Annotated in this window: 29 protein-coding genes; 23 read left to right on the forward strand and 6 right to left on the reverse strand. The window is 38.2% G+C overall.

Annotated features, from left to right (window positions below; genetic code table 11):
* Positions 1 to 165 precede the first annotated feature (165 nt).
* Positions 166 to 3,771, forward strand: coding sequence for a dynamin family protein (locus tag ACVIJU_RS08990; RefSeq protein WP_456687494.1), 3,606 nt, complete (start codon positions 166 to 168; stop codon positions 3,769 to 3,771).
* A gap of 64 nt (positions 3,772 to 3,835) precedes the next feature.
* Positions 3,836 to 4,102: a YpbS family protein gene (locus tag ACVIJU_RS08995; RefSeq protein WP_327862924.1), complete on the forward strand. Its 267-nt coding sequence runs from the start codon at positions 3,836 to 3,838 to the stop codon at positions 4,100 to 4,102.
* A gap of 305 nt (positions 4,103 to 4,407) precedes the next feature.
* Here ACVIJU_RS08995 and ACVIJU_RS09000 read toward each other — a convergent pair whose 3' ends face one another.
* On the reverse strand, positions 4,408 to 4,575 hold the full coding sequence (locus ACVIJU_RS09000) for a hypothetical protein (RefSeq protein ID WP_165381958.1): 168 nt from the start codon (positions 4,573 to 4,575) through the stop codon (positions 4,408 to 4,410).
* On the reverse strand, positions 4,553 to 4,972 hold the full coding sequence (locus ACVIJU_RS09005; protein WP_063389665.1) for a reverse transcriptase-like protein: 420 nt from the start codon (positions 4,970 to 4,972) through the stop codon (positions 4,553 to 4,555). The genes ACVIJU_RS09000 and ACVIJU_RS09005 overlap by 23 nt, the downstream gene beginning before the upstream one ends.
* A 353-nt stretch (positions 4,973 to 5,325) precedes the next feature.
* On the opposite strand from ACVIJU_RS09005, the gene ACVIJU_RS09010 reads away from it, so the two are divergent.
* Positions 5,326 to 5,544, forward strand: coding sequence for a zinc-finger domain-containing protein (locus tag ACVIJU_RS09010; RefSeq protein WP_456687495.1), 219 nt, complete (start codon positions 5,326 to 5,328; stop codon positions 5,542 to 5,544).
* Positions 5,545 to 5,614: 70 nt separating this feature from the next.
* Here ACVIJU_RS09010 and cspD read toward each other — a convergent pair whose 3' ends face one another.
* The 3 genes from cspD to metA form a co-directional block, all read right to left on the reverse strand.
* Entirely contained in the window at positions 5,615 to 5,818 is a 204-nt protein-coding gene (gene cspD / locus ACVIJU_RS09015; protein WP_063389667.1) for a cold-shock protein CspD, read from the reverse strand.
* A 381-nt stretch (positions 5,819 to 6,199) separates the two neighbouring features.
* A complete protein-coding gene (locus tag ACVIJU_RS09020; protein WP_063389668.1) occupies positions 6,200 to 7,339 on the reverse strand; it encodes a diglucosyl diacylglycerol synthase in 1,140 nt (379 codons plus the stop codon).
* A 60-nt stretch (positions 7,340 to 7,399) separates the two neighbouring features.
* On the reverse strand, positions 7,400 to 8,308 hold the full coding sequence (gene metA / locus ACVIJU_RS09025) for a homoserine O-acetyltransferase MetA (protein ID WP_063389669.1): 909 nt from the start codon (positions 8,306 to 8,308) through the stop codon (positions 7,400 to 7,402).
* 181 nt (positions 8,309 to 8,489) lie between these two features.
* Between metA and ACVIJU_RS09030 the strand changes: the two genes are divergently transcribed.
* The 13 genes from ACVIJU_RS09030 (at position 8,490) to ACVIJU_RS09090 (ending at position 18,818) form a co-directional block, all read left to right on the forward strand.
* Positions 8,490 to 8,963, forward strand: a complete 474-nt coding sequence (locus ACVIJU_RS09030) for a glutathione peroxidase (RefSeq protein ID WP_063389670.1) — start codon at positions 8,490 to 8,492, stop codon at positions 8,961 to 8,963.
* Positions 8,964 to 9,060: 97 nt separating this feature from the next.
* Positions 9,061 to 10,185 (forward strand): conserved virulence factor C family protein, encoded by a 1,125-nt coding sequence (locus tag ACVIJU_RS09035; RefSeq protein WP_066250259.1) that lies wholly within the window; start codon positions 9,061 to 9,063, stop codon positions 10,183 to 10,185.
* Positions 10,186 to 10,244: 59 nt separating this feature from the next.
* Positions 10,245 to 10,679 carry a BrxA/BrxB family bacilliredoxin gene (locus ACVIJU_RS09040; protein WP_063389672.1) on the forward strand — a complete coding sequence of 145 codons (435 nt, stop codon included), beginning with the start codon at positions 10,245 to 10,247 and terminating at the stop codon, positions 10,677 to 10,679.
* A 373-nt stretch (positions 10,680 to 11,052) separates the two neighbouring features.
* Positions 11,053 to 11,634, forward strand: coding sequence for a YpjP family protein (locus ACVIJU_RS09045; RefSeq protein WP_066250261.1), 582 nt, complete (start codon positions 11,053 to 11,055; stop codon positions 11,632 to 11,634).
* A gap of 15 nt (positions 11,635 to 11,649) precedes the next feature.
* Entirely contained in the window at positions 11,650 to 12,165 is a 516-nt protein-coding gene (locus ACVIJU_RS09050) for a phosphatidylglycerophosphatase A family protein (RefSeq protein ID WP_063389674.1), read from the forward strand.
* Positions 12,166 to 12,372: 207 nt separating this feature from the next.
* On the forward strand, positions 12,373 to 13,167 hold the full coding sequence (locus tag ACVIJU_RS09055; RefSeq protein WP_066250264.1) for a thymidylate synthase: 795 nt from the start codon (positions 12,373 to 12,375) through the stop codon (positions 13,165 to 13,167).
* Positions 13,164 to 13,655, forward strand: coding sequence for a dihydrofolate reductase (locus ACVIJU_RS09060; RefSeq protein WP_066250267.1), 492 nt, complete (start codon positions 13,164 to 13,166; stop codon positions 13,653 to 13,655). Before ACVIJU_RS09055 ends, ACVIJU_RS09060 begins: the two co-directional genes overlap by 4 nt.
* Before the next feature lie 269 nt (positions 13,656 to 13,924).
* A complete protein-coding gene (ilvA, locus tag ACVIJU_RS09065; protein WP_063389677.1) occupies positions 13,925 to 15,193 on the forward strand; it encodes a threonine ammonia-lyase IlvA in 1,269 nt (422 codons plus the stop codon).
* An 87-nt stretch (positions 15,194 to 15,280) separates the two neighbouring features.
* Positions 15,281 to 15,532 carry a DUF2535 family protein gene (locus ACVIJU_RS09070; RefSeq protein ID WP_063389678.1) on the forward strand — a complete coding sequence of 84 codons (252 nt, stop codon included), beginning with the start codon at positions 15,281 to 15,283 and terminating at the stop codon, positions 15,530 to 15,532.
* Positions 15,533 to 15,746: 214 nt separating this feature from the next.
* Positions 15,747 to 16,595 carry a DegV family protein gene (locus ACVIJU_RS09075; protein WP_456687496.1) on the forward strand — a complete coding sequence of 283 codons (849 nt, stop codon included), beginning with the start codon at positions 15,747 to 15,749 and terminating at the stop codon, positions 16,593 to 16,595.
* Between the two features lie 107 nt (positions 16,596 to 16,702).
* Entirely contained in the window at positions 16,703 to 17,275 is a 573-nt protein-coding gene (locus ACVIJU_RS09080) for an SCO family protein (protein WP_094245660.1), read from the forward strand.
* Positions 17,276 to 17,406: 131 nt separating this feature from the next.
* Positions 17,407 to 18,234: an SGNH/GDSL hydrolase family protein gene (locus tag ACVIJU_RS09085; protein ID WP_339199787.1), complete on the forward strand. Its 828-nt coding sequence runs from the start codon at positions 17,407 to 17,409 to the stop codon at positions 18,232 to 18,234.
* Positions 18,235 to 18,239: 5 nt separating this feature from the next.
* Complete coding sequence (locus ACVIJU_RS09090) at positions 18,240 to 18,818, forward strand: YpmS family protein (RefSeq protein ID WP_066250274.1); 579 nt, start codon at positions 18,240 to 18,242, stop codon at positions 18,816 to 18,818.
* A gap of 32 nt (positions 18,819 to 18,850) precedes the next feature.
* On the opposite strand, the gene ACVIJU_RS09095 is transcribed toward ACVIJU_RS09090, so the two are convergent.
* On the reverse strand, positions 18,851 to 20,230 hold the full coding sequence (locus ACVIJU_RS09095) for an RsmF rRNA methyltransferase first C-terminal domain-containing protein (RefSeq protein WP_130157591.1): 1,380 nt from the start codon (positions 20,228 to 20,230) through the stop codon (positions 18,851 to 18,853).
* Between the two features lie 227 nt (positions 20,231 to 20,457).
* Here ACVIJU_RS09095 and ypmT point away from each other — a divergent pair, with 227 nt between their 5' ends.
* From ypmT to ACVIJU_RS09130, 7 genes are all read left to right on the forward strand, one after another.
* The gene (gene ypmT / locus ACVIJU_RS09100) at positions 20,458 to 20,598 is read left to right on the forward strand and encodes a protein YpmT (protein WP_456687930.1); all 141 of its coding nucleotides are present in this window, start codon (positions 20,458 to 20,460) and stop codon (positions 20,596 to 20,598) included.
* Between the two features lie 151 nt (positions 20,599 to 20,749).
* Positions 20,750 to 21,955 (forward strand): MFS transporter, encoded by a 1,206-nt coding sequence (locus ACVIJU_RS09105; RefSeq protein WP_066250280.1) that lies wholly within the window; start codon positions 20,750 to 20,752, stop codon positions 21,953 to 21,955.
* Between the two features lie 165 nt (positions 21,956 to 22,120).
* Positions 22,121 to 23,092: a peptide-methionine (R)-S-oxide reductase MsrB gene (msrB, locus tag ACVIJU_RS09110; protein WP_063389685.1), complete on the forward strand. Its 972-nt coding sequence runs from the start codon at positions 22,121 to 22,123 to the stop codon at positions 23,090 to 23,092.
* A 293-nt stretch (positions 23,093 to 23,385) separates the two neighbouring features.
* Positions 23,386 to 24,324 carry a magnesium transporter CorA family protein gene (locus tag ACVIJU_RS09115; RefSeq protein ID WP_063389686.1) on the forward strand — a complete coding sequence of 313 codons (939 nt, stop codon included), beginning with the start codon at positions 23,386 to 23,388 and terminating at the stop codon, positions 24,322 to 24,324.
* Between the two features lie 365 nt (positions 24,325 to 24,689).
* Positions 24,690 to 24,839, forward strand: a complete 150-nt coding sequence (locus ACVIJU_RS09120; protein WP_082829556.1) for a YjcZ family sporulation protein — start codon at positions 24,690 to 24,692, stop codon at positions 24,837 to 24,839.
* 124 nt (positions 24,840 to 24,963) lie between these two features.
* Positions 24,964 to 25,962 carry a biotin synthase BioB gene (gene bioB / locus ACVIJU_RS09125; protein ID WP_063389687.1) on the forward strand — a complete coding sequence of 333 codons (999 nt, stop codon included), beginning with the start codon at positions 24,964 to 24,966 and terminating at the stop codon, positions 25,960 to 25,962.
* A gap of 218 nt (positions 25,963 to 26,180) precedes the next feature.
* On the forward strand, positions 26,181 to 26,408 hold the full coding sequence (locus tag ACVIJU_RS09130) for a YozE family protein (RefSeq protein WP_063389688.1): 228 nt from the start codon (positions 26,181 to 26,183) through the stop codon (positions 26,406 to 26,408).
* Positions 26,409 to 26,444: the final 36 nt, after the last annotated feature.

The following is a 26,444-nucleotide window of genomic DNA, read 5'->3' on the forward strand; positions in this document are numbered from 1 at the left end:
CAGTCAATCTCTTTTTTATGGGAAAACTGAGCTTTTTAACAGTCGCTTGGGAGGAAGCGAAGCGGGTTTTTTCTTGTCCAGGCTCCTGAAAATAATTTTTTTGCCTTCATTTACGGGCAATATGGTAAAATCAACATGAGGAATTGACGAAAAGGAGCCTGAGGTATGGGAAATGTAGTTGAGCAAGAACGAATCAGCAGCTTGATTCAAATATTTGAAAAGCTTCCTAAAGAAGTCAAAGCTTCCTATAAACAAAAATGGAAAGAATTAATTGAAAAAGAAATGCAGGATCAAATCCAAATTGCATTTATGGGCCATTTTTCGGCAGGAAAATCATCGCTGTTAAACAAGCTTGCAAACGGAACCATTTTGCCTTCGAGTCCGCTTCCGACCAGCTCCAATATCGTCATGCTGGCGAAAGGCGAACGTTTGACCCGTGTGCATCTGTTTAATGGCAAAATGTATGAATCGAAAGACGATTTGGATAATGAGCTGATCAGCAAGCTGTGCAAACAAGAAAATGAAATTGAAAAAGTATTTATTCAACGGCCTTATTTTACGATTCGTGAACATCTGATTTTAACAGATTCGCCGGGAATTGATTCAACGGATGACGATCATCGCAAAAGAACAGAATCGGCGCTCCATTTAGCGGATTACATCGTATATGTGACGGATTATCATCACGTTCAGTCGGAGCTGAATTTTTCTTTCTTGTCAAAGCTGAGGGAGATGAATAAACCGATCATCGTCATCATCAACCAAATTGATAAGCATCAAGAAGATGAAATACCTTTTTCAACGTTTAAAACAAACATTGAAGCCTCGCTGACAGCTATCGGAATTGAAAAGGAAAATATTTATTATACGACAACGAAATCGCCTGAGCATCCTTTAAACGAATTTAAGCAGTTAGAGGAGCGGTTAAATGGGCTAGTCGATAATAAAAAGCATTTAGTGCGAAAAAATGTATTGGAGCAGGCAAAAATTTTGCTTCAACAAATGAAGGAGGATTTGTCTAAAGAGAAAGCGGAGAGCCTTCATCTCTCATTGGATGAATGGAATCAGCTTGATCAGCTGCTTCAAAACAGCCAGCAAAAATTGTCGGAAATAGAACAGAAGCTCAAACTGATAGATGAAGACATTAAACAGTTTGAAGCAGCATTTGATCAAGAACTTGATGGTTTGTTGAGAAACGCCAATCTTATGCCTTATGATACAAGGGAAAAAGCGGCAAAATTAATTGAAACCCAGAAAAAAGATTTTAAAGTTGGTTTGTTTTTCTCAAAAAAGAAAACAGAAGAGGCAAAACGAAATGCACTTATTCAATTTTATGAAGAGCTGGCCAAAAATGTGGAATCGCAAATTGTATGGCACATCATCAATATGGCGAAAAAATATTACGAAAAGCATCATATCGACCAACCTTCTCTTTTACAGCAAATACTAAGCTTTTCGATCGAATTTGATGAAAATATGCTGCTTGACGTGATCAAACCAGGGGCTGAATTAAACGGTCAATATGTGCTCCAGTATGGGAAAGATGTTTCAAATGCTGTACAGCAATTGTGCAAACGAGAAGCTCAAAGCTTGCGCGATCACATGATCAAAGCGTTACACAAGATGAATCAAACAGAAAGAGAACGGATGAAGCAGGAGCGGGAACAGCTTACAGTCAAACTGATGCAAATGTCTAAAGCGATTGATGAGAAAGAACAATTTATGAATGAGTTTAAACAGCTTTCCGACATATTAAATGGTCAAGGAACTGTTGACAATATTGATATCGAGCGATGGAAAGCCGAACATCTGCAAAAACAAATCATGGAATGGAATTCTCTTCAATTCCTTATTTCGAATGAAAAGCAAAGAAAAGATAAAAAAATAGAGAAAAAAGAAACCGAACGAAAACATGAAGCGGCGAAGAAAGATCAAATGATAAATAAGCTGCAAAAAGGGATTGAAATTTTAAATGAGACTGGGCTGGAGCATTCAGCCAACCGCTTAAAAGAAAAACTTTCTCAAATTGAGAACCGCTCCTTTCAAATTGCAATTTTTGGCGCGTTTAGTGCAGGAAAATCGAGCTTTTTAAATGCCTTGATTGGTGAAAAAATTTTCCCTTCCTCGCCAACTCCAACAACCGCTGTTATCAATAAATTAACCGGTGTTAAAGATGGCAAAAAACACGGGGATGTGGAAGTAGTCTTTAAAAATGAGCAACAAATTTTAGAAGAAATTAATGAATTGCTAGCACCGCTTTCTCTTAAGGCGGAGCGATTTTCCGGTTTGCGCGAAGCGATGCTTCAAGCAATGAAACGAACGGAAGATGAAATGGTTCAACGAAGGCTGAACACCTTTTTAGAAGGAATCTCATTTTATGAAAAAGAAGATCAAAAAGTGAAATGGATCAAGGCAGATGAGCTTGAGTCATTTGTTGCAAAAGAAGAACGGTCATGTATGATTCAGGATGTAACGATTTATTATGATTGTGATCTGACTAGAAAAGGGATTACTCTTGTTGATACTCCAGGTGCGAGTTCATTTCACGGCCGGCATACAGAACTTGCTTTCCAATATATAAAACATGCGGATGCCATTATCTTTTTAACTTACTACAACCATCCATTTTCAAAAGGAGATCAGCAGTTTTTGGATCAGCTTGGTCTTGTAAAGGACGCCTTTACGTTAGATAAAATGTTTTTTATCATCAATGCAATTGATTTGGCGGAACATGATCAAGATGCAGAAGATGTTCGAAATTATGTCGAGCAAATGTTATTGTCCCATTCAATCCGACAGCCGAAGCTTTTTCAAGTTTCAAGCTTACAGGCATTGGAAAAGAAAAAGATTTCAAAGGTTCGAGACGAGTTTCCGCATTTTCTCAAGTCGTTTGAACATTTTATCCATCATGAATTGATGACCGTTTTAATTCAAGCGGCTGAACATGAATTTCAACAGGCGGTCTCAGAACTTTCAGATATGATCAAGCTTTTGGAGCTTGATGAAAGCGAACGCGATCAGAAAATTCTCGAATTGAAGGATCAGCTCAATCGCATGCAGGAATTAATTCGTACGCAATCAGTTGACGAATACGTTATAACATTCCAACAGGAAACGGAAGAATTGAACTATTACGTAAAACAGCGGCTTCTTCATAAACTTCCGGAGCTGTTTAAAGAGGCGTATCATCCTGGCAAATTTACAAACAACACAAAGGGAGAAGCAGCCATTTTAATGGATTGTTTTAACGAAATGATAGAAGGACTGAATATTCAGCTCCAGCAGGAAATGAACGCTACAACACTTCGTATTGAAAATTATTTAAACGGAATATTGCAAAAAATCAATCAGAACCTTTCCGACATGGTTGCTAAACAATGTGAAGCAGTTCCGTTTTCAAGTATAGAAGAGGTTCAATGGGAAGAAATCCGGATCCAAGTTTCCGTTTTCCCTTACATTCAATTTGATGTTTCAAAAGCACATAAAGTGTTCCGAAATACGAAATCATTTTTCGAGCAGAACGAAAAGCAAAAGCTGTTTGATATTTTAGAACAGAATTTGAAAGATACGATTGACATGTCGGTGAGAGCTTTTGAAGAGCATCTGGCTCGCCATTACGAAGCATTATTGAAAAAGGAAATCGAACAGCTGAAGGAAAAAATGATTCATGAAGGGGAACAATTTATTCAAGCTAGATTAAAAACGTTGACAGCACCAAATGATGTACAATGGATGAAAGAAAAATTCAATGAATTAACATCGCTTTCATAAAGAGGGGCAGAAGCTCCTCTCTTCCTTTGAAAGTGCTCGAACTTAAAAATTAGGGGGAAAAAAGATGGCAGAAGTACATAAAGAGATAACAAAGCATTCAAACCGCCAGCACGAGATCGTGAAAAGGTTTTTGCATCTAGAAGAAAAACGGGAGCAGGCAATCGATGAAGCTGTAATGCTTTGCGAAAAGGGGCTTCATTTTTCCGTGCAAACGATTAACGAAATTACAAAAGAAATGAATGAGCTGGCCAGAGCAACCGGAATCGTTCCGCAGCGAAAATACGTAACGGAAGAAATGGTAAAAGAATATGTAAGTCGGAAGCAAAGCTGAAAGGAACTGGATGACCCAGTTCCTCATAACATTTATGGAAGAGTCTTTATTTTCTGGATGCTAACAGAACGTGCAAAATGGTTTGTGGAAATGTTTTTTGCCGGGAGAAGCCGCAAAAACCAAGCTCATCCCTCTGATCAAAAAGCGGATGATCTCATGGGGCCCCGCTCTTGATGGAACGCTCATAAACGTTGTTAGTTTATCGTGTTCTAATACATTAAAGGTCCCGGTGAATGTTCACAAACGTTGTTAGTTTATCGCGCTAATACATTAAGGTCCTGCTGAACGCTCCGAACGTTGTTAGTTTATTGCGTGCTAATACAATAAAGGGTTCCAATGAAAGACCACAACGTTGTTAGTTCTTCTTCAATAATATGAGTTAACACATAAAGCCCTCCGAACGATAAAAAATGCTGTTTCCAAATATAAGCAACACGAAAAAACTTAAAATCAGCCGCTTGTTGTTCCTTCATGATCAATCCCTTTTTGAAGCTGCAATGCTTTTTTGGCTAATTCATCAGCCGTTTTGTTTTGCTTTTCGGGAATCCATTTAATAAAAAACAAATCCAATTGATCGATGAGCTTTAACGCTTCTTGAAGATGGCTGTTATAGCGTTGATTTTTTGCATAACGTTTAAGCACTGCTTGCTCCACTGCCTGTGAATCGGTTCTGAAAGAGACGATCTTATATCCTTTTTCAAGGCAGATCATAAGTCCTTTGACTAATGCAGCAAATTCAGCTTCATGATTATCCATGACGCCAAGGGGGAAAAAATATTTTTCTTGAATGTTCGTTCCTTTTATATAAATACCGGCGCCGGAAAGTCCGGGATTTCCTTTTGCCGCACCATCTATGTAGACTTCTACCAATCAATTTCACTCCCTTAGAGGAATTTTTTTAAAAATGAAGAATATAACATGTCATCAAGATCATGATAAGGATGAAAAAAGCTTAAAATAGATGTGAGGAGCTTTTGATCTTATTAAGTAAAACATCTATTTGACTGCCTTTTTCTTTTCAAAAAAATCGATGTGATTATACCATACAATTCGATCAATGTCTGTAAAAACCCTTTTGAGTGAATCGGTTGCAAGGTTGAACAGAATATGGTATAAAAAATTAGTCTCTTCAATTGAGAATGCGAAAGATACATTTTCGAGAAAGTACAATCTCTTTTTGTGAAACAGCATAATGATAAATAAAAAACAGTGGAGATGGAATGATGAAAGATCGTGCGGCTATATTTGAAAAAATGACTGAATTAATGGATGAATATTGCGTAAATTGTTTTTTAAAAGCTCATTTTCGAAAAGAATACGGAAAAACATATGCCCATTCATTTTGTATTAATAAATGCACGGTGGGACAGCAAATTAAAGAGCTGGGGAAAAATTTGAGGGGGACACGCAAGCGCGGCGATCGAAAATTCAGTAATAAATAAAAATTCCGAAAATAAAAAATAAAAAGAGGCAAAAGCCTCTTTTTATATTTGAAGATCAAATGATCATCGATTATAATTTTACAACGTTCGCTGCTTGTGGTCCACGATTTCCTTGGACAATTTCAAAAGATACCGCTTGACCTTCTTCTAAGGTTTTGAAACCTTCGCCTTGAATTGCAGTGAAGTGGACAAAAACATCGTCTCCGCCTTCAACTTCAATAAAACCATAACCTTTTTCATTGTTAAACCATTTTACTTTACCATTTTGTTGCATATTTCGATTTCCTCCTAATACTTTCCGCACAAAGCCGTGCTTAAAAAATTTTTTATCATTTAACAGGAATATAATGCAACAAGCAAGGTCTCAAAACCTTAGGCTGCCTATATTCAGCTAAATGATATATCTACTATACACTAACCAATTATTGAAAGTCAAGTTTATTCCAATCATTCGAATTTTTGTCAAAACGCTAAGATGGAAATTGATTGGGAATAAATCAGCTTAATTGCCGGCTACATGACAAGGATGCTTTCACCGTGAAAATCGGTGCTGTTTTCTCGCAAAAAAAAAAAGCATTTTCCAGGTAATACGAGGAAGTTAATACGATAAAGCGACATCATTTTATAAAAAAACGAATGTCTTATTGACACTCGTTTATGAAATATGTTCATGAATATATTTAGACATTCGTTCACTTTCTAACTTTATGTCGTCTAAAATGGTGTCCACAGCGTTTGGATGGTACAGTTGAAAAATATTTTTACGCATCCGTTTTAATTTATCAGGTGAATGCAATAATTTGTTCACCTCATCAATCATATCAGATACATTGTTGACGATGACCGCAGCACCGTGTTTTGCAAAGAATTCCGCGTTTTCTTTTTCCTGCCCAGGAACCGGGTTGTATAAAACGAGAGGAACCGAAAGGGAAGAAGCTTCTGTTAACGTAATTCCTCCGGGTTTTGTAATCAACAAGGAAGCAATTCGAAACAGCTCGTCCACTCTTTCGACGTAACCCAAAACTTTCAATTGATCTCTGCTTGCTTTAGCAAGAGGGGCTAAGCGGTCTTTGAGCGCATGATTGTTTCCGCATACAACAACGGTTTGGACGTTTTCTGAATAGCGCATCGCTTCGCAAATTTCTTTCACATTTTTTAAGACGCCGTGAGCACCTGCCATAATAAGCAAAATATGTTTGTTCTCACTTAATCCATATTTGCGGTACAACGGTTCTATCTCAATATTTTCTTCAAATCGGCTGCGTATAGGAATTCCGGTAACTTTTACGTCTTTTTCGTCGATCCCTAAGCTGAGAAGTTTTTCTTTTACATCTTCACATGCAACATAATATTTATCTATGTTTTGATGCACCCAAATTTTATGTAAACAAAAATCTGTCATGACATTAAAGGTCGGAATCACGTGACCGGTGCGTCTCCGGTATTCGGGTACGACGATCATTGGAAACGTATTGATGATGATATCGGGTTTTTCAGCAGCAATCACTTGTTCGAGTTTTTTTCTGCCCATTGTGTAATAAACATTCATGACTCGTTTATTGTACATTTTATCTACACCATAATAAAACAAACGGTAAAACTGTTTTCCAAACGAAAAGCTCTTTAAATACAGGTATTTTGTGAATTCAGTTATGAGTGGATGAGACTCTTGATATAGATCGCAAACGATGACGTCCATACCCCGTTCCATACATCGCTTTTCCAGCGTCTTTGCCACTTGAATATGCCCGTTTCCGTACTTTGCTGTCAAGATCAAAATTTTCTGCTTATTCATAAACGATTTCATCACCTCAATTTCAGAACGTCGTATTTTAATCCGACCAGGTTGCTATTATTATTCCCAAATATAAGGAGTTTCTTGATATACATAATAGTTAAGCCAGTTGACAAACAGCAAATTCGCATGCGACCGCCAGCGATTGTAAGGCGATTTCGTCGGGTCGTCATTAGGGAAATAATTTTTTGGGATTTCGATGTCAAGTCCTCTCGCCAAATCTCGTTCATATTCATCTCTTAATGTTGTTGCATCATATTCAGGATGTCCGGTTAAAAAAATAAATCTCCCGTCTTTCGAAGAAATAAGACATACACCCGCTTCATCCGAATAAGACAAAATCTCTAAATCTTTTTGTTTTTTCACTTCTTCCACATCGATGTCCGTATGGCGAGAATGAGGAACGTAATAGATTTCATCGAAACCTCTTAACAGCTTGACGGAAGGATCTGATATTTTATGTTCAAAAACGCCGAAGCATTTTTTCGGCAGCATATATTTATCGATGCCGTAATGATAGAATAGGCCTGCTTGAGCACCCCAACAAATATGCAAAGTAGATGTCACATTTTCTTTCGTCCATTCAAAAATGTTCGTCAACTCTTCCCAATAATTAACAGCATTAAAAGGCATTTTTTCAACAGGAGCCCCTGTTACAATCAACCCGTCGAATTTTCGATGCTTGACTTGATCAAACGTTGTATAAAATTGTTCTAAATGCTGCTTTGCCGTTGTTTTTGGCGTATGGGTTTTCGGACGCAAAAACGTGATATTAACTTGAAGCGGAGAATTTCCTAAAAGTCTGAGAAGCTGGGTCTCCGTTTTTTCTTTTTCTGGCATTAAATTTAAAATGGCAATATTTAATGGGCGGATATCCTGAGTGTAAGCCCTTTTTTCATCCATCACGAAAATGTTTTCCTTCTCCAATATTTCTTTTGCCGGCAAATTTGCTGGTATATTAATTGGCATGTATGTGCACCTCCGGAATGTAATCGAAAAACAAAAAAATGAATCATGTGCAGAGCGAAACAGAACATGATCAGACTAAGTTTTGCTAATATTATAGATAGTTTAAAATGATATTTCAATTTTAGATTTGTTATTATTATGACTGTAATGTAAAATCAACGTAAATGGAGGGGGAGGCGTGATGACTGTTTATGACTTTGATGTAAAAACCGCAGATGGGCAAACAATATCACTATTACAGTATAAAGGAAATGTCATGCTCATTGTCAATACTGCAAGTTATTGCGGCTTTACGGAGCAATACAAAGATTTGCAAAATTTATATGAAACATACAAAGAAAAAGGATTTGTCGTACTGGCGTTTCCGTGTAATCAGTTTGGCAATCAGGAGCCGGGAACGGACGAAGAAATCCAAACATTTTGTGAAAATTATGGTGTGACATTTCCCGTCTTTTCAAAAATTGATGTGAGAGGCCCGAATGCCCATCCTTTATTTGTGTATTTGACCGAACAAATTCCAGGCGTGTTTGGAACAAAGATGATTAAATGGAATTTTACAAAATTTTTGATCGACCGCGACGGCAATCCGGTAGAGCGATTTGTTCCGCAAACAAATCCGAAAGACATCGCTCCTTATATCGAAAAGCTTTTGTAAATTCTCCATTATTTCACTGCAAGTGCTTTTGGAAAGAATTTTGCAGACTGGCATGTTAAAATGGAACTAGCTAAGAGGAAGTAGGGAGTGACATCTTGTGAACATTAAGTCGATTGAACCTACCCCAAGCCCTAATACGATGAAAGTAATTCTCGACCAAGAGCTTCCGGCAGGTAAAAGGAACAATTATAAAAAAGAAAATGCTCATGAAGCACCAAAGGAAATCCAATCCATTTTAGCAATTGAAGGGGTGAAAGGGGTTTATCATGTTGCAGATTTTATGGCCATTGAACGAAACAGCAAATATCATTGGCAGGATATTTTATCAGAAGTAAGAAGCATTTTCGGCGAGCAGGTTGAAGATAACAGCCAGGACGCCTATTCTCCTGAAGAAGGATATGGCGAAGTAAAAGTGTTTATTCAAATGTTTCACGGCCTGCCGATGCAAGTAAAGCTGACAGACGGACATGAGGAGCGCCGCTACGGGCTGCCTGAACGCTTCCGAAACATGATCATGGAAGTTCAAAAGCATGCGAACAACGTTGTTTTAGAAAGGGAATGGAAGGAGCATGGCGTCCGCTACGGAGATTTGGATGCAATCGGCCAGGAGGTTGTCGATGAAATATCAGCAGCCTATCCGGATGACAGGCTGGAACGCATAAAAAATAGAATCATTCATCAAAAGGATGAAAAGGAAACGTTTAAGCGATTCAGCTACAAAGTAACGGTTGACATGCTTGATGATCCTGATTGGCAAAAGCGGTTTGCCCATTTGGAGCAAATGGATCCAACGCTTGAAGATTTAGATGTGCTGGAAAAAGCGTTGAATGATGAGAAAGCATCGATACGAAGACTTGCAACGGTCTATTTAGGAATGCTCGAAGATCCGGCTGTCCTTCCTTTGCTCTATAAAGCGTTAAAAGATAAAAGCGTTACTGTTAGAAGAACAGCAGGTGATGCGCTATCTGACATCGGGGACAAAGCGGCTATTCCTGAAATGGCGAAAGCATTGAAGGACAAAAGTAAACTTGTTCGTTGGCGAGCAGCCATGTTTTTGTACGAAGTAGGAGATGAATCTGTTTTAAAGGAACTGAAGGAAGCGGAAGACGATCCAGAATTTGAAGTGAAAATGCAAATAAAGATGGCAATAGAAAGGATCGAAAAAGGAGAAGAAGCAAAAGGATCCGTTTGGAAGCAAATGACCGAAAGCCGGCAAAAGTAGCATATTTCTGTTTCATAAACGAATAATGTTAAATATAGTAAAAATTAGGGGGATTGAAAATGTCAATGGCTTATGAAGAGTATATGCGTCAGCTCGTTCAACCGATGAGAGATGAGTTGACAAATGCTGGATTCCGCGAATTAGTTACACCTGAAGAGGTGGATCAATTTATGGAATCAGCGGAAGGGACAACGCTCGTCTTTGTGAATTCCGTTTGCGGCTGCGCAGCGGGACTTGCAAGACCAGCGGCAACACAAGCTTTAGTAAGAAGCGAAAAAACCCCTGACCATCTCGTAACTGTTTTTGCGGGTCAAGATCGGGAAGCGACGGCAAAAATGAGGGAGTATTTTATCGGTTATGAACCGTCGTCGCCGTCAATGGCTCTTTTAAAAGGAAAAGAAGTTGTCCATTTTATCCCAAGACATGACATTGAAGGCAATACGCTGGAAGGAGTTATGGAAAATCTTCTTCAAGCATTTGAAAAGCATTGCTAATGATATTCAGCTTCTTAAAAGTAAAAGAGCTCATGGTCTTCCATGAGCTTTTAGTCTGTAAGTTCCATTACAATTAAATATGCAAGTGTAATAAAGCTACCTATTATGAACATTGCATCATACATATGTACTTTCCTCCAATCAACTAGAAAAAATTTTGCAGGATGAGTTGAACGGTCATTTTCTGCCGGTTTCCCAAATTGTCGGCTTCCGATCTGCTGCCTCCAACTTCTGATTTTTATTTTACCCTTTTTTCTCGTTTTTTTGAACCCATTTCTTTTCAGTCAAAAAACTCTATCAAATATCTATTTTGATTAAAATATGATAGAATGATAGTATCGTTTGTTCATTTGGCGGAAAGGATGTTGGGAACTTGAAAAATTGGATTCGAAAATCGCTTGTCGTTTTATTTACACTCGCAACATTCGGGCTTGTAGCGCCTCCGTCCGCCTTAACCGTCAATAAACAGGCTCCTGACGCAAACTATGCACCGGAGGCCGAAGAGAAAAAACTATTACTGCATCGTGATTCACAAGATCAGTCAGCAATAGAACAGCCAAACATTGTCGATCAATTTTTGTTTGAAGCGGAAAAACAATCATTTGAAAAATTCGGCAAAAAAATCAGCGGTGTGATAGAAGATGAGTTTCGCAACTTAGTTTTGCCGCAAATGGAAGAAGTGATCAAAACCTTCTTGGCAACGGAGAAGGAAAAATTTGCAGATTTGGCTATATCCCAAAAACCTGCGAATGGAAAAGGAGAAAAAATTTTTCACATTTATGATCGTACGAGCGGAAAAGACTTGATACGATTTCATGTTCGCGTCGATCATCCGCCAAAACAAGGCTATTGGTTTGATTTTCATTACCATACATACCATGACCACTTTCAAACCCATTATGCATTGGGGAAAATTTATTGGGACACAAACACACCTCCAAATTGGATGCAGTAAAGGAAGTGATTGAAAATGGCGTATTCACTTGAAAAGCTCCAAAAAAAAGCGATTGAATTATTGGAAGATCGGGGAGTAACATTAAAAGACATTGGACAAATCGTGTTGGAGCTGCAAAAAAAATACATTCCCGATCTGTCTCTTGAAGAATGCACATACCATGTTGAAAAGATTTTAAGAAAACGAGAAATCATTCATGCTGTCTTGACAGGAATTGCTTTAGACAAGCTTGCGGAACAAAAATTGCTTCCTGAACCTCTTCAGCAAATTATCGAATCAGATGAACCGCTATATGGAATTGATGAAATTTTATCGTTATCGATTGTAAATGTTTATGGGTCAATTGGATTTACGAATTATGGCTATTTAGACAAAGAAAAATTTGGAATCATCAAAGAGCTGAACAATAGCCATGACGGGAAAGTCAATACATTTTTAGACGATATCGTGGCAGCCATTGCTGCAAGTGCAGCTAGCCGCATTGCTCATAATAACGAAGATGTAAATGATAAGCTGGAAGAGATAAAATAATTTCAGAAAGTGTGCAGCGGGAAATAATTGGCGATTCGCCAATTTTTCCATTTTTAAAGATGGAGATTGCAAAAATAAGCTGCATGAGACGGCTTTTTCGATCCGGATTTTGAAAAAATTTTTTCGTTTGACAAACGGTTTAATAGCAATGAGAGAACGAGCCGATTGTAAACTAAAGTAACATTTCAACTAAAGGATGTGTCATCAATGGAACAATACTTAAATTTATGCAGACATGTGCTTGAGCACGGGGTTAAAAAACAGGATCGGACGGGGACAGGAACCATCAGCACATTTGGATATCAAATGCGTTTTGATTTGGCTAAAGGGTTTCCTCTTGTTACGACGAAAAAAATTCATCTAAAATCGGTCATTTATGAGCTGTTATGGTTTTTAAAAGGTGATACAAACGTAAAATATTTACAAGAACACGGTGTCCGAATTTGGAACGAATGGGCAGATGAGAACGGCGACTTGGGCCCCATTTACGGCTACCAATGGCGTTCGTGGACAGGTGCAGACGGAAATACCATCGACCAAATCTCAAATGTCATTGAACAAATTAAAACGAATCCACATTCACGGCGATTGATTGTAAGTGCTTGGAACGTCGCTGATTTAGATAAAATGGCTCTACCGCCGTGCCATGCGTTTTTCCAATTTTATGTTGCGGAAGGAAAGCTTTCGTGTCAGCTTTATCAACGATCCGCAGACCTTTTTTTAGGTGTGCCGTTCAATATTGCTTCCTATGCGCTTTTAACGATGATGATTGCTCAAGTTTGCGACTTGGAGCTCGGGGAGTTTATCCATACATTCGGCGATGTTCATATTTATAACAACCATATTGAGCAAGTAAAATTGCAGCTGACGAGGGAGCCGCGGCCTCTTCCGACAATGAAATTGAATAAAGAGGTAAAATCCATTTTTGATTTTACTTATGAAGATTTCACGCTGGAAGGGTATGATCCTCATCCTCACATTAAAGGTGAGGTGAGTGTATGATTTCCTTTTTGTTTGCGATGGATGAAAACCGGCTGATCGGAAAGGACAATAAGCTTCCTTGGCATCTTCCGAATGATTTAAAATATTTTAAAGAAACAACGATGAACAAAAAGATCGTCATGGGCCGTAAAACCTTTGAATCGATTGGACGGCCCCTTCCCGGAAGAGAAACGATTGTGTTAACAAAGAATGAAAAGTTTTCTTGCGAAGGCTGTCTCGTTTTTCATTCGATAAATGAATTTTTGCAATTTGCCCAAAACAATAAGGAAGAAGAAATGTTTGTAATTGGCGGAGCGAAGATTTTTGAAGCGCTGCTTCCGTTTGCCGATCGGCTCTATGTAACAGAAATTGAGGGGGAGTTTGAAGGCGACACATATTTTCCAAAAATTGATTTTTCTGAATGGAAGCTTATTTCCCAAAAAGATGGAGTAGTTGATGAAAAAAATGTTTATCCGCACCGCTTCCTTGTGTACGAGCGAAATAAATAAGAACGGTCTGAGTCAATTTGAAGTCAAGGAAGCATTGCTTCTTTCGCCGGCTTCTATAGGACATTAAAAAAGGCGCTGCAGCGTCTTTTTTAGTTGTGCCATATCTTGCAAGTAATACATATAAGAATCATATAATTTCACATGTAAAATTGGATTCAATCGGTCAAAAAAGCCGATTTCTAAATAAAAACAATAGATGTAATTTTATTTTTATTTGAATCGTGTTATAATTTAAAAATTAAGAAATTGTTTAAGGGCAGGGATGTACGATGACGAATTTGACAAAAGTTGAAGCATTCGTCCAAGTAGAAGATATATTAAAAGCGCATCAATCATTAAAGGATGTTGTGACACATACTCCATTGGAATTTAACCAAAGATTATCTGAAAAATATGGTTGCCGGGTATACTTGAAAAGGGAAGATTTGCAAGTTGTACGCTCTTTTAAAATAAGAGGAGCTTACAACAAAATGAAACATTTGACTCCTGAGGAAACGAAAAATGGGGTTGTCTGTGCAAGTGCTGGAAATCATGCGCAAGGAGTCGCATTTTCGTGCAGAGCGTTAAAAGTGCATGGAAAAATTTTTATGCCTTCCACAACTCCAAAACAAAAAATATCTCAGGTGGAATTGCACGGAAGAGAGTACATTGAAATTGTGTTGACAGGCGATACATTTGATGATGCGTATAAAAAAGCGCTTGAATGCGCCGAAAAAGAAAACCGTACGTTCATCCATCCGTTTGACGATAAAGATGTCATTGCGGGCCAAGGCACCATTGCTGTTGAAATTTTAAATGACAGCGATGAGCCAATTGATTTTTTGTTTGCTGCTATCGGCGGCGGAGGGTTAATGTCTGGCATCGGCACATACTTTCAAAGCGTATCGCCGGAAACAAAATTAATCGGCACGGAACCTTCCGGCGCACCAGCTATGGCGAAATCACTCGAAAAAGGCGAAGTAGTCGAACTGGATGAAATTGAAAAATTTGTGGATGGAGCGGCGGTCCAGCGGGTAGGAAATCAGACATTTTCCATTTGCCGGACAATTTTGGACGATCTTTTACTTGTGCCGGAAGGAAAAATTTGTACAACGATCTTGAACTTATATAATGAAAATGCAATTGTAGCAGAACCAGCAGGTGCGCTTCCAATCGCAGCGCTTGATTTTTACAAAGATCAAATAAAAGGAAAAAATGTCGTTTGCATTCTTAGCGGAGGCAATAACGATATTGAGCGCATGCAGGAAATTAAGGAGAGATCCTTAATTTATGAAGGCTTGCAGCATTATTTTATCGTTAATTTTCCGCAGCGTGCGGGTGCTTTACGTGAATTTTTAGATGAGGTATTAGGTCCGACGGATGATATCACTCGCTTTGAATACACGAAGAAAAATAATAAAGACAGCGGTCCTGCGCTTGTCGGCATCGAAGTCAAGCATCGGGAAGATTACCGCGGATTAGTCGAAAGAATGAAAAAGAAAGGTTTTCCTTTTACAGAGGTTAACAAGGACAGCAACTTATTCAATTTGTTAATTTAAAATATTTTTGTATATGACAAATTTTTGCAAAATTCGCTCCTATTTTGTTGTATAATAGAAGAAACGGGTAAAAAGAGGATTGATACTTTGCTATTTAAAAGCCTAGAGTTCAAACTTGAAAATGGACAGAAGGTGAAGATTGTTGAAATCCCAGTATTGGAGGAGGATAACTCTTACCGTTTCATGTTAAATATTCATTTGCAGCTTTTTATAGCGAACATTTGCAAAGAATCAAAGCCAAAAAGCCTTTATAATTTTCGAAGCTATTTGAAGCATGCTTTAAAGTGGAAAGATTATGAATCAATTTTTCAAGACAACCGATTAAAACATAACGCTTAAAGAAATATCCCTTGCAGATATTTGATTATCGGCAAGGGCTTTTTATTTTTTTAAGCGTTTTGGAGAAGAAGGAGAGATCTGCGAAATTGACCGTTTTTTGAATTTTTAAGTTTCAAAATATGTTAGGACGGGTAAAGATTAGAGACTGTTTCTTTTCTTTTGATCAGAAACGTGATAAGGTTGAAATATTATTGTTTGATAGGAAGTGAATGTATTGACACAAAAGGTAAGGATCGTTACCGATTCAACAGCAGATTTAGATAAAAATATTTTGGAGGAATACAATATTGAAGTTGTTCCGTTAACCTATACATTGAATGGTGTATCTTATACGGACGGCATTGATTTTGAACCAGCGGAATTTATTGAAAAAATGATGGAATCAGCAGAAATACCGAAAAGTTCTCAGCCTTCTCCGATCCATTTTAAGGAAGTGTATAATCGCCTTCATGCAGAAGGTTTTCAAGTGCTATCCATTCATATGTCCGGTAAACTGAGCGGAACAGTGCGCGCCGCACAGCAGGGGGCAAGCCTGACCGAGGGAGAAGTTACGGTCATAGATTCCAACTATATATCTAGCGCTTTAGGTTTTCAAGTGATTGAAGCGGCAAAAATGGCAAAAAAGGGAGCAATGTTAGACAAAATAATCTCTCATATAGAACAAGTGCGAAAAAACACTTTTCTTTATGTCTCAGTAGACACTCTCGAGCATTTGGAAAAAGGGGGACGGATTGGAAAGGGAAAGGCTCTATTAGGCTCGTTATTGAATATTAAACCGATCGCTTCTTTACAAGACGGGATCTTTACGCCAATCACAAAAGTTAGAAGCCATTCGCAAGTTGTTAAATTTTTTATGAAGCAATTGATTCAAGATATAAAAGATCGCGATTTGCTGAGGATTGGGGTGGCGCATGCCAATGCATTAGATTTGGCGCTGCGCTTAAAAGAGGAATTGTTGAAGATCACAACCGCCGATAAAATTGATATTTGCACAACGACACCAATCATTTCCATTCATACCGGCAAAGGAGCTTTAGGAGTTTCTTACTATGTGAAGCCATAAGTAAAAACTAGTTTTTTGAATCTTTTATGAATCATTTTGGAATTTGTTTTCACTTGAATGAAAATTTGATACACTTTCGATGAGAATAGGTGAAAGGTGAATGATCGATGAAGAAGAAAATGTTCATTTCCTGTTTTCTGTTATTGATCTTTTTAACGGCTTGCAGCGGAAATAAAATAAAAGATCCGTTGAATTATAAAGTGGAAAATTTTGAATTTACGGATCAAAACGGACAGCCCTTTGCTTTAGCAGATTTAAAAGGGAAGGTTTGGGTAGCTGATTTTGTTTTTACAAGCTGTGAAACCGTTTGTCCGCCGATGACAGCCCATATGGCTCAATTGCAGGAAAAAGCGGAAAAAGAAGGTGTTGAAGTCGAGTTTGTATCATTCAGCGTTGATCCGGAAGTAGATACACCAGAGAAACTGAAACAATTTGCAAATCAATTTTCCGATTCTCTTGACAACTGGCATTTTTTAACCGGATACAGCCAAGAGACAATTGAAAACTTTGCAAAAAACAGTTTTAAAACGATCGTTCAAAAACCGGAAAGCGATGATCAGGTCATTCATGGAACGAGCTTTTATTTAGTGGATCAAAACGGAGTTGTTTTAAAAAGCTACAACGGTGTTGAAAATACGCCGTATGACGAAATCATCAACGATATAAAAGCTGTTCAATAAAGTTTAAAGTTGGCCTAAAGCGTCTGACAGCAGGGGGAAAGGACCCTCTGTACATGATGCCTTTGGGTCAATTTTAAACTTTTTTTCGTATGATATAATAAAAAGAAAGAGATCGTCACAAGGTGATAGGAATGCTGTCGAAAAAATTTTCTCTTCTTATTATGACTTTTTTCTTATTAACCGGATGTGTCCAAAAATCCACTGCTTCTCCTTCAAATCAAGCGAAGGCGGAAGAGGAAGAGAGCAAACCGATTGAAACTGAAATCGCTGTCGCGGGGAATGAAAGTAGGTCCAGCTCTTTTCAATTGCAAGGAGATATCAAAATTGTTGCACTTGGCGACTCCCTGACAAAAGGAGTGGGCGACCGAACAAAAGAAGGCTATGTTGGTCTCGTTTCAGATGAATTAGAAAAAAAGGAAGACATTTCATCTGTTTCAACAGTCAATTTTGCAGCGATGGGGCATTCAACGGAAAATTTGTTAAAAAAGCTTGATGAAGATCAAGTAAAAAAGGAATTGGAAGATGCCGATCTCATTTTCATGACGATTGGTGCAAATGATTTAATGAAAGTCGTGCGGGAAAATATTTTTGAATTAACAGTTGAACTTTTTCAAGAAGAACGCCTTCTTTATGAACAACGTTTAAGAGACATTATGAACAAGATCCGGTCGACAAATGAACAGGCAGTCATTGCGTTTATTGGGCTTTATAATCCGTTTGCGTGGAAATTGGCAGAATTTCCGGAAATTGATATGATTATTTCGGAATGGAACGAGCGGACGAAACAAATTTTGCTCGGAGATGGACGTGCGGTATTCGTTTCAATTCAGGATATTTTTCAAGAAGGAGAGGACAAAAACCTCTTATATACAGATGAATTCCATCCGAACGAGAACGGATATGTATTGATTGCGGCAAGGGTTATGGAAACATTGGAAAATGGAACAAAAAAGGATTGAAGTAAATGAATAAATGGAAGCTTGCATTTTTTATCTTGTTGTTTTCCAATTTTTTGATTATTCTCATCTCCTCTGGTCTTCTGCTTATGCCTGGGGAAAAGCCGCCTCTGAAAAAGGAAGCGGAAGGTAGTAAAGATTTTGCTGTCTTTAAAGTGGAAACAGATAAACAGACAGTAACTAAGGTCATCAATGATTATTTAAAAAAGGAAGCCGTTCATCAGCCTCTCACATACTGGGTTGAAATTACGGATGATATTAAACTGTACGGCAGCCTTCTCGCTTTCGGCCGGGATTTGGACATGGTCATGTCTTTTGAACCGAGTGTACAGCAGGGAAACGTCATTTTAAAGGTGAAAAGCTTATCGGTTGGGAGACTTTCCGTTCCGGTTTCTTATGTGTTGAAATATATTGATTCCCAATACCACTTTCCAAAAGAAGTGCAGATTGATGCAAAAAATCGCCAGATTGTAGTCTTTCTTGATCAGCTGGCATTGGAAAACGGGTCTAAAATTCAAGCTGAAAAAATTGATTTGGAGGAAGGGGTAATTTCAGCAAATTTGTATGTTCCGCTCCCTCTCAAATAAGTAAGCGGGTATCAAAACCCGCTTTTGTTTTGTCAAAATTGAACACGAAGACCTTTTGGATAAAAGTTTTTAATGGTTCCTTTCGTTTCTTTTCCCCAACCGATCGATTCGCCGTCTATTGTCATTAATATCCATCCCCTGTCTACACCCAATGGAGATGAAATCGTTTCTCCCGTTAAATAAGCTTGCCAATCTTTTTCGTTCGTTGAGAAGGAATAACTGTATTTCACATCATTTGGTGTGAGTGACAGGGCAAGATGATGATTCGGTTCAAATCGTTTCTTTTTGATTTCTCCAAGATGGAGACCCGCCCGCAAAACGTTCAACGAAGTAATATCTGGGCATTTTTCAGGTAATACATACAGCTGTTGTTTTTTCAAGAAAAATGCCCCGGTTATTCTTTTCTTTAAAAAAGAATGTTCGAATTGCTGAAACTCAGCTAATTGCTGTTTTTTGACATTTGATTTTAAATATGAAACGCTGCTTCTCGTATTGTTTTCGCCATTTTTGATTAATTTCGCAACGAAATGCCCTTCACCTTTGATTTTATGCGGCCAAAGGCGGATGCATTTTGAAATTTCTTCAAAATTCGTTTTTGTCCATTCCACTCTTCCTCGATCAAAACCTTCACGTTTAGGAATTTCAACAAGAGACATTTCTGGATGCATGCTTACAAATGCCTCAATAACCTGTTCATTTTCTTCAGGAGAAAACGTGCAGGTGGAATAGACGAGAGTTCCGCCGGGTTTTAACATTTGAAACGCTAAAGATAACAGCTTTTTTTGCGTGTACGAGCATTTTTCAACAAGATCCTCGCTCCAAAATTCGATGGCGTTATCATCTTTTCGAAACATTCCCTCTCCAGAGCACGGGGCATCAACTAAAATTTTGTCGAAATAATTAGGAAAGTGTTGAACCAGTTTTTCGGGCCGTTCATTTATCACAATAGCGTTTTGAATTCCGAAACGTTCAATATTTTCCGATAGTGCTTTCGCTCGTTTGAAATGAATTTCATTTGAGATAAGAATTCCTTCATTTTCCATCGCCGCGGCAATTTGCGTCGATTTTCCTCCTGGCGCAGCGCACAAATCTAATATTTTTTCTCCGGGTTTTGCCTGAAGCACTTCAGCAGGAACCATAGCACTCGGTTCTTGTATATAATAGAGCCCAGCTGCATGAAAAGGGTGTTTTCCGGGCTCGTCTTGTTTTTCATCGTAATAAAATCCGTCTTCACAAAAGGGAACTGAAGAAAGAGAAAAAGGTATTTTCCGAATGAACGTTTCTTTTTCTATTTTTAGACGATTGAAGCGCAGTCCCTTGATCGGTTCATCTCGCAAAGCAGAAAAAAAATCATCTGCTTCATTTTTTAACAATTGTTTCATTTTCCGGCAAAAATCATCAGGTAATGCCATATTTCAGATCTCCTTTCCTAAAATATTATAGCGGAATATGAAACATAATGGCGAAAATTCTTTCTGGCGAATTCTTGACGGAGAGGTGAAGATAAGAGAAAATAAATTGTTAGAGATGAAACATTTTTATAGAAAAAGAAAAGCAAGGGAATTTGGTGTAGGGGTGATGTATTTGAAAAAAATATATTTAATTGCTAGCATCGTCATGTTCCTCCTTGCTGTTTATTTTGGGCGGTATGGCATATAAACAATACCTTGCTGGAAACTTAGATTACAATTTAGACAAAGTTTACATAAATGTCGGTTACTGCGCCTTGTTTTTAAGCATTGCTGTATATGTACTTCATTTGCGCGAGCATAAAAGTTAAAGAAAAGCGAGATAGAAAGGGGATCCAGAAGGATGAAAAACGTCCTTTGATGGATCGCCTTCTTTCTTTCCTGTAAAAGTAAAAATTTTACATCGTAGTTGATTCTTGATACATAAAAATTTAAAGTCAAAGATATGCAGGTGAAGTTATCATGTTACGTTCAAATAAACAAAATATCTCCCTCATATTGCTGCTTTGCAATGTTTTTATCGCTTTTTTAGGAATCGGACTCGTTGTTCCGGTTTTGCCTGCTTATATGAATGAACTAAATTTATCGGGCGTTTATATGGGATATCTCATAGCAGCATTTTCAACTGCCCAGTTGTTTTCCTCGCCGGTCACGGGGATTTTTACTGACCGTTTTGGCAGAAAGATTATGATTGTCATCGGTTTAGTTTTGTTTGCTGTATCCGAATTTTTATTTGCAATAGGTTCTGCGTTCTTCTTGCTTTTGATTTCAAGAATAATTGGCGGAATCAGCGCGGCATGTATTATGCCCGCTGTTACTGCGTTTATTACAGATATCACCACTTTAGAGGACAGGCCGAAAGCGCTTGGATATTTGTCTGCCAGCATTAACGCAGGTTTTATTATCGGGCCCGGCATCGGAGGATTTGCGGCAGAATTCGGCATTCGGGTGCCGTTTTTTCTTGCGGCATTTATTGCGCTTGTCGCAGCCGTTTTTTCCATTCTCCTTTTAAAAGAACCGCTTCCAAATGATAACATTCAACAATTAGATGAAAAACAAACTCGTCTTCAATTTTTCAGCGAATTAAGCAAATCGATCAAACCTCCGTATGTTGTACCGCTATTGATCGTGTTTGTTTTAGCATTTGGTCTTTCCGCATATGAAACGATGTTCGGTTTGTTTGTCGATAAAAAATTCGGTTTTTCGCCGAAAGATATTTCCATCGTCATAACAACAGGAACGATTTTTGGACTCATCGCCCAAATCGTTTTCTTTGACAAGCTAGTGAAGTATCTTGGCGAGAAAAGGTTGATTGAAATTTGTTTATTAGGCGCTTCCGTCTTTATTTTTCTGTCAACCTTAGTTGACGGTTACTTTTTCATTATGGCTGTAACGTTTGCTGTATTTTTAGCATGCGATCTTCTTCGACCAGCTGTCACCACTCTATTATCCAATATGGCAGGAGATGAACAAGGGTTTATTGCCGGCATGAACTCTACTTATACAAGTTTAGGAAACATTGTCGGTCCTGCGATTGCAGGAATTTTGTTTGATATCGACGTCGATTTTCCATACGTTTTAGCTTCCATCGTTTTGCTTTTAGCCTTCATGATGGCAGCGTTATGGCCATTTCGTGATAACATGGAGCAAAAAAGGAAAAATTCTTAATGGAACGAATATACTAGTTTTTGCACTTCGCTATGCTTGAGTTGCAAATCAATTGTTTTGTTCTTTTTAATCGTTTTATAATGTATTGTAGGAAGAACAAGTTGATCTTTACTTTTGCGATGAGAATGAGCTGGCAGGAAAATTAGCTAAAGGGAGGGAAAAATGATGAGCAATGAAAAATATGAATTGGCTACTTTTGCGGGTGGCTGCTTCTGGTGCATGGTCCAGCCTTTTGATGAGCTTCCGGGAATTATTAAGGTTGTTTCCGGATATACGGGAGGACATAAGGAAAATCCGACATATGAAGAAGTGTGCTCGCACACGACGGGTCATGTGGAAGCCGTGCAAATTACCTTTGATCCGAACGTGTTTCCATATAAAAAGCTTCTGGATATATTTTGGCAGCAAATTGATCCGACTGATCCGGGCGGACAATTTTATGACAGGGGAGAATCTTACAAAACGGCTATTTTTTATCATTCGGAGGAACAGCGCGAGCTCGCGGAACAATCGAAAGAGCTTTTAGAAAAAAGCGGACGTTTTGAAAAACCGATTGCGACCGAAATATTGCCGGCAAAACCTTTTTACCCAGCCGAAGACTATCATCAAGATTACTACAAAAAAAATCCTTTTCACTACAAACGGTATCGTCAAGCGTCTGGACGGGATGAATTTATACGCAAGCATTGGAGCGACTGGGATAAAGAAGAGCTGAAGAAACGATTGACTCCGATGCAATATGAGGTGACGCAAAACAACGGGACGGAGCCTCCATTTCAAAATGAATATTGGGATCATAAAGAAGAAGGGATTTATGTCGACATCGTCTCGGGAAAACCGCTTTTCAGCTCGCTCGATAAATTTGATTCAGGCTGCGGATGGCCAAGTTTTACAAAACCGCTTCATCAGCATGAGATCGTCGAAAAATTAGATACATCTTACGGCATGATCCGTACAGAGGTTAGAAGCAAAACGGCGGATTCGCACCTTGGACATGTTTTCCCTGACGGTCCAGAACCGACAGGCCTTCGCTACTGCATTAACTCGGCTGCGCTTCGCTTTATCCCGAAAGATCAGCTCGAACAAGAAGGCTATGGTGAATATAAAAAACTGTTTGAAGACGATCAAACAGAGTAAAGATTATATGTAAACGAATGGGCACAAAAACATGTGCCCTTTTTTTATTAAATGTTCAAATTTATGTAAAATTCCGTTAAAACCTATATACATCGTAAAACAAAATTAGTATCATATATTAGGTTGAATTTTTATGGATGAAGGAGGGTGAAAATCGTTTATGAATAGCGGTTCTTTTTTAGATCCGGACGGACCCGAGATAGGTAAGGCAGTATGTATGCGGAAAGAGGCGCTGTTCGTAAGCGATGACACTCTTGCGCGTGCAGACTGCCTCTAGCAAAGGAGGTTAAAGCATGCTGAACATTTATATGTCAAGCGCGAACGGCCAATTGAAGGAAATTGAAGATATTCAAAACGGTTGTTGGATCAACATGGTGGCACCGACTGAGGAAGAAGTTCATTTCGTGTCAGAACGGCTGCAAATTCCAATAGACTTTTTTAAAGATGCACTGGATGATGAGGAAAGATCCCGGATTGAAAAAGAGGACCACAATGTGTTGATTATTGTTGACATTCCGGTTATCACGGTAGATGACATCGGGCAAACGTTTTATGAAACGATCCCGATCGGAATGATCATTACTGACAGTTGTTTTATTACAGTATGTTTGCAAGGAAACCCAATCTTTGAACAGTTTGCCAGAAACAAAGTTAAAGGTTTTTATACGTTTATGAAAACGCGTTTTGCTTTTCAAATTTTATATTTAACTTCAACATATTATTTGCGATATCTGAAACAAATTAATCGCAAAACGAGCGAAGTAGAAAAAGAGCTTCATCAATCGATGAAAAATAAAGAATTTTTTTCATTGCTCAGTCTGGAAAAAAGCTTAGTTTATTTTACGACATCGCTGAAATCCAATAATATTGTCATGGAAAGGCTGCTGCGATTAAATTACTTGAAAATGTATGAGGAAGATCAAGATCTTTTGCAAGATGTCATTATCGAAAACAAACAAGCAATTGAAATGACAGAGGTATATTTAAGTATTTTAAGCGGAATGATGGACGCATTTGCATCAGTCATTTCCAACAATGTCAATATTGTCATGAAATTTTTGACGGCAATTACGATCGTCATCTCTATTCCGACATTAGTAGCGAGCTTGTATGGGATGAATGTGCCGATACCGTTTCAAAATCATCATTTTGCGTTTTTTATTCCCATTTCCATTTCATTGCTCATGTCAAGCTTAACAGCTTATATTTTTTGGAAAAAAAGATATTTTTAAACTTGTACAACCATAACTGGTCAGATGACTCTGAACTAATACTAGCAGCTTATGTCGGAAAAAGACGAATTTGCCCACTCCTTTTCTTTCGTTGACCGCTGCCATGTCTATAGTAATCTCAAATAATCTAAAATTTGTAAAATTGATTTTTTAAGACAATCACAATGCGGTCGCAGATGAAGTTCCTCCTCATGTTTCTTATAGGACGATATCATCTGCCCGCTTGCACAACTGGTGTTTCCAATTTCCAACTGCAGGGCGTTTGTTCCAAAGAATTTGGAAAAATAGGCATGTGCACATACCTGAAAGTCCAAAAAAACATAATGTAAACTGAAACCTAGATTAAAAAATGAGGAGTGGGGCAAATGCATTTTCACCATCACGATTTTCACCATTGTGGACATGGATACGGTTATCCGGTACATGGTGCCGGATATGGCTGCGGATCTTCATTCGTTTTGATCGTAGTATTATTTATACTTTTGATCATTGTCGGCTGCGCTTATGTAAAATAAAAAAATCCTGCCTGTTCGGGCAGGATTTTTATCTGTATTTTATGTAAACTTAATCTAAAAAATAGTTGACATATATCCTTTCTTTTTTTACCATTTAAGTATTACAGAAAAGGGGGATTACGAAATGAGAATCGATTGGGTTGAATTAGCCGAAAACGTACTATTTGGACATAAAATAACTTATGAGGAAGCTGCTGCAATTTTGGACTGTCCTGATGAAGAATTGCTGCTTCTTCTGCATGGTGCTTACAAGATTCGAAAAGCATTTTACGGGAATAAAGTGAAGTTAAATATGATCATGAATGTAAAATCAGGATATTGTCCAGAAAACTGTTCCTACTGTTCCCAATCTTCCGTATCAACGGCTCCGATCAACAAATACCCGCTGCTTTCAAAAGAAGCCATTTTAGAGGGGGCCAAACGGGCACAAGAGTTGAAAGCTGGAACTTTCTGCATCGTTGCAAGCGGAAGAGGGCCGACAAACCATGAGTTAGAAAAAATATGCGAATCTGTACGCGAAATAAAAGATACATACAACTTGACGGTTTGCGCATGTTTAGGAATTTTAAAAGACGAACAGGCGGAACGATTGAAGGAAGCTGGTGTCAATCGATACAATCATAACTTGAACACATCAGAAAGATATCATGAACATATAGTCACTAGTCATACATATGAAGATCGCGTAAACACAGTTGACAAAGTCAAACGTGCAGGGATTTCTCCTTGCTCCGGTGTGATTATCGGGATGGGTGAATCGAAACAAGATGTTATTGAAATGGCTGCTGCTTTAAAGAAGATCGACGCAGATTCTATTCCGGTTAATTTTCTTCATCCTATTGAAGGAACTCCGTTGCAAGGAGAAAATAATCTTAATCCTCGATATTGTTTAAAGGTGCTTGCCTTATTCCGCTACATGCTGCCGACAAAAGAAATACGCATTTCCGGAGGAAGGGAAGTAAACTTGCGCTCGCTACAGCCTTTTGGGTTATATGCGGCTAATTCTATTTTTATCGGAGACTATTTAACAACTGAAGGACAGGAAATGTCAAAAGATCACGAAATGTTAAAAGATTTAGGCTTTGAGATTGACTTAAATCCGCTTCCAGAAACCGTTCAATAAGGAAACGGTGTCTTGGCATAATGGATCGTTGTTTTTTAATCAGTGGAGAATAAATATGGTCCATTCTATAAAACAATAAAAAATCTTTTTCCAGCTGCAGCTGAAGAAAGAGCATTTTTTCTCTTTAAAACCGCTCCATAAAAAGGCGGTTTTTTTATTTTCGAAAATTTATCAAAACGTTATAATGAAACAAGCAAATTTTTTAGGAAGGTGGAAATATGAGTTCTTTTTATCATTATTTGATGACGTTCAGACATCCTAAACCGAAGGACAAAATCAGCAAGTTTGCAAACGATGCTTATCTTGACCACAGCTTTCCGAAAAATTCAACTGATTATGATGAACTCAGCAATTACTTGGAATTAAATGGATCATATTTGGAAAACATGTCTGTTTTTGATGAAGCTTGGGAAAAATATGTTCAATTGATTGAACAAAAACATTGACTGAGCCTTCAAAATAGTCCGCCCAACTCAAACAAG

This window comes from Aeribacillus sp. SP014 (assembly GCF_054055575.1).

Bases quoted from the DNA above. Each gene is read 5' to 3' on its own strand.
- ACVIJU_RS08990 (WP_456687494.1), top strand. From the start codon at position 166: ATGGGAAATGTAGTTGAGCAAGAACGAATCAGCAGCTTGATTCAAATA.
- ACVIJU_RS08995 (WP_327862924.1), top strand. From the start codon at position 3,836: ATGGCAGAAGTACATAAAGAGATAACAAAGCATTCAAACCGCCAGCAC.
- ACVIJU_RS09000 (WP_165381958.1), bottom strand. From the start codon at position 4,575: ATGAAGGAACAACAAGCGGCTGATTTTAAGTTTTTTCGTGTTGCTTAT.
- ACVIJU_RS09010 (WP_456687495.1), top strand. From the start codon at position 5,326: ATGAAAGATCGTGCGGCTATATTTGAAAAAATGACTGAATTAATGGAT.
- cspD (WP_063389667.1), bottom strand. From the start codon at position 5,818: ATGCAACAAAATGGTAAAGTAAAATGGTTTAACAATGAAAAAGGTTAT.
- ACVIJU_RS09020 (WP_063389668.1), bottom strand. From the start codon at position 7,339: ATGAATAAGCAGAAAATTTTGATCTTGACAGCAAAGTACGGAAACGGG.
- metA (WP_063389669.1), bottom strand. From the start codon at position 8,308: ATGCCAATTAATATACCAGCAAATTTGCCGGCAAAAGAAATATTGGAG.
- ACVIJU_RS09030 (WP_063389670.1), top strand. From the start codon at position 8,490: ATGACTGTTTATGACTTTGATGTAAAAACCGCAGATGGGCAAACAATA.
- ACVIJU_RS09040 (WP_063389672.1), top strand. From the start codon at position 10,245: ATGTCAATGGCTTATGAAGAGTATATGCGTCAGCTCGTTCAACCGATG.
- ACVIJU_RS09050 (WP_063389674.1), top strand. From the start codon at position 11,650: ATGGCGTATTCACTTGAAAAGCTCCAAAAAAAAGCGATTGAATTATTG.
- ACVIJU_RS09055 (WP_066250264.1), top strand. From the start codon at position 12,373: ATGGAACAATACTTAAATTTATGCAGACATGTGCTTGAGCACGGGGTT.
- ACVIJU_RS09060 (WP_066250267.1), top strand. From the start codon at position 13,164: ATGATTTCCTTTTTGTTTGCGATGGATGAAAACCGGCTGATCGGAAAG.
- ilvA (WP_063389677.1), top strand. From the start codon at position 13,925: ATGACGAATTTGACAAAAGTTGAAGCATTCGTCCAAGTAGAAGATATA.
- ACVIJU_RS09080 (WP_094245660.1), top strand. From the start codon at position 16,703: ATGAAGAAGAAAATGTTCATTTCCTGTTTTCTGTTATTGATCTTTTTA.
- ACVIJU_RS09085 (WP_339199787.1), top strand. From the start codon at position 17,407: ATGCTGTCGAAAAAATTTTCTCTTCTTATTATGACTTTTTTCTTATTA.
- ACVIJU_RS09090 (WP_066250274.1), top strand. From the start codon at position 18,240: ATGAATAAATGGAAGCTTGCATTTTTTATCTTGTTGTTTTCCAATTTT.
- ACVIJU_RS09095 (WP_130157591.1), bottom strand. From the start codon at position 20,230: ATGGCATTACCTGATGATTTTTGCCGGAAAATGAAACAATTGTTAAAA.
- ACVIJU_RS09105 (WP_066250280.1), top strand. From the start codon at position 20,750: ATGTTACGTTCAAATAAACAAAATATCTCCCTCATATTGCTGCTTTGC.
- msrB (WP_063389685.1), top strand. From the start codon at position 22,121: ATGAGCAATGAAAAATATGAATTGGCTACTTTTGCGGGTGGCTGCTTC.
- ACVIJU_RS09115 (WP_063389686.1), top strand. From the start codon at position 23,386: ATGCTGAACATTTATATGTCAAGCGCGAACGGCCAATTGAAGGAAATT.
- ACVIJU_RS09120 (WP_082829556.1), top strand. From the start codon at position 24,690: ATGCATTTTCACCATCACGATTTTCACCATTGTGGACATGGATACGGT.
- bioB (WP_063389687.1), top strand. From the start codon at position 24,964: ATGAGAATCGATTGGGTTGAATTAGCCGAAAACGTACTATTTGGACAT.
- ACVIJU_RS09130 (WP_063389688.1), top strand. From the start codon at position 26,181: ATGAGTTCTTTTTATCATTATTTGATGACGTTCAGACATCCTAAACCG.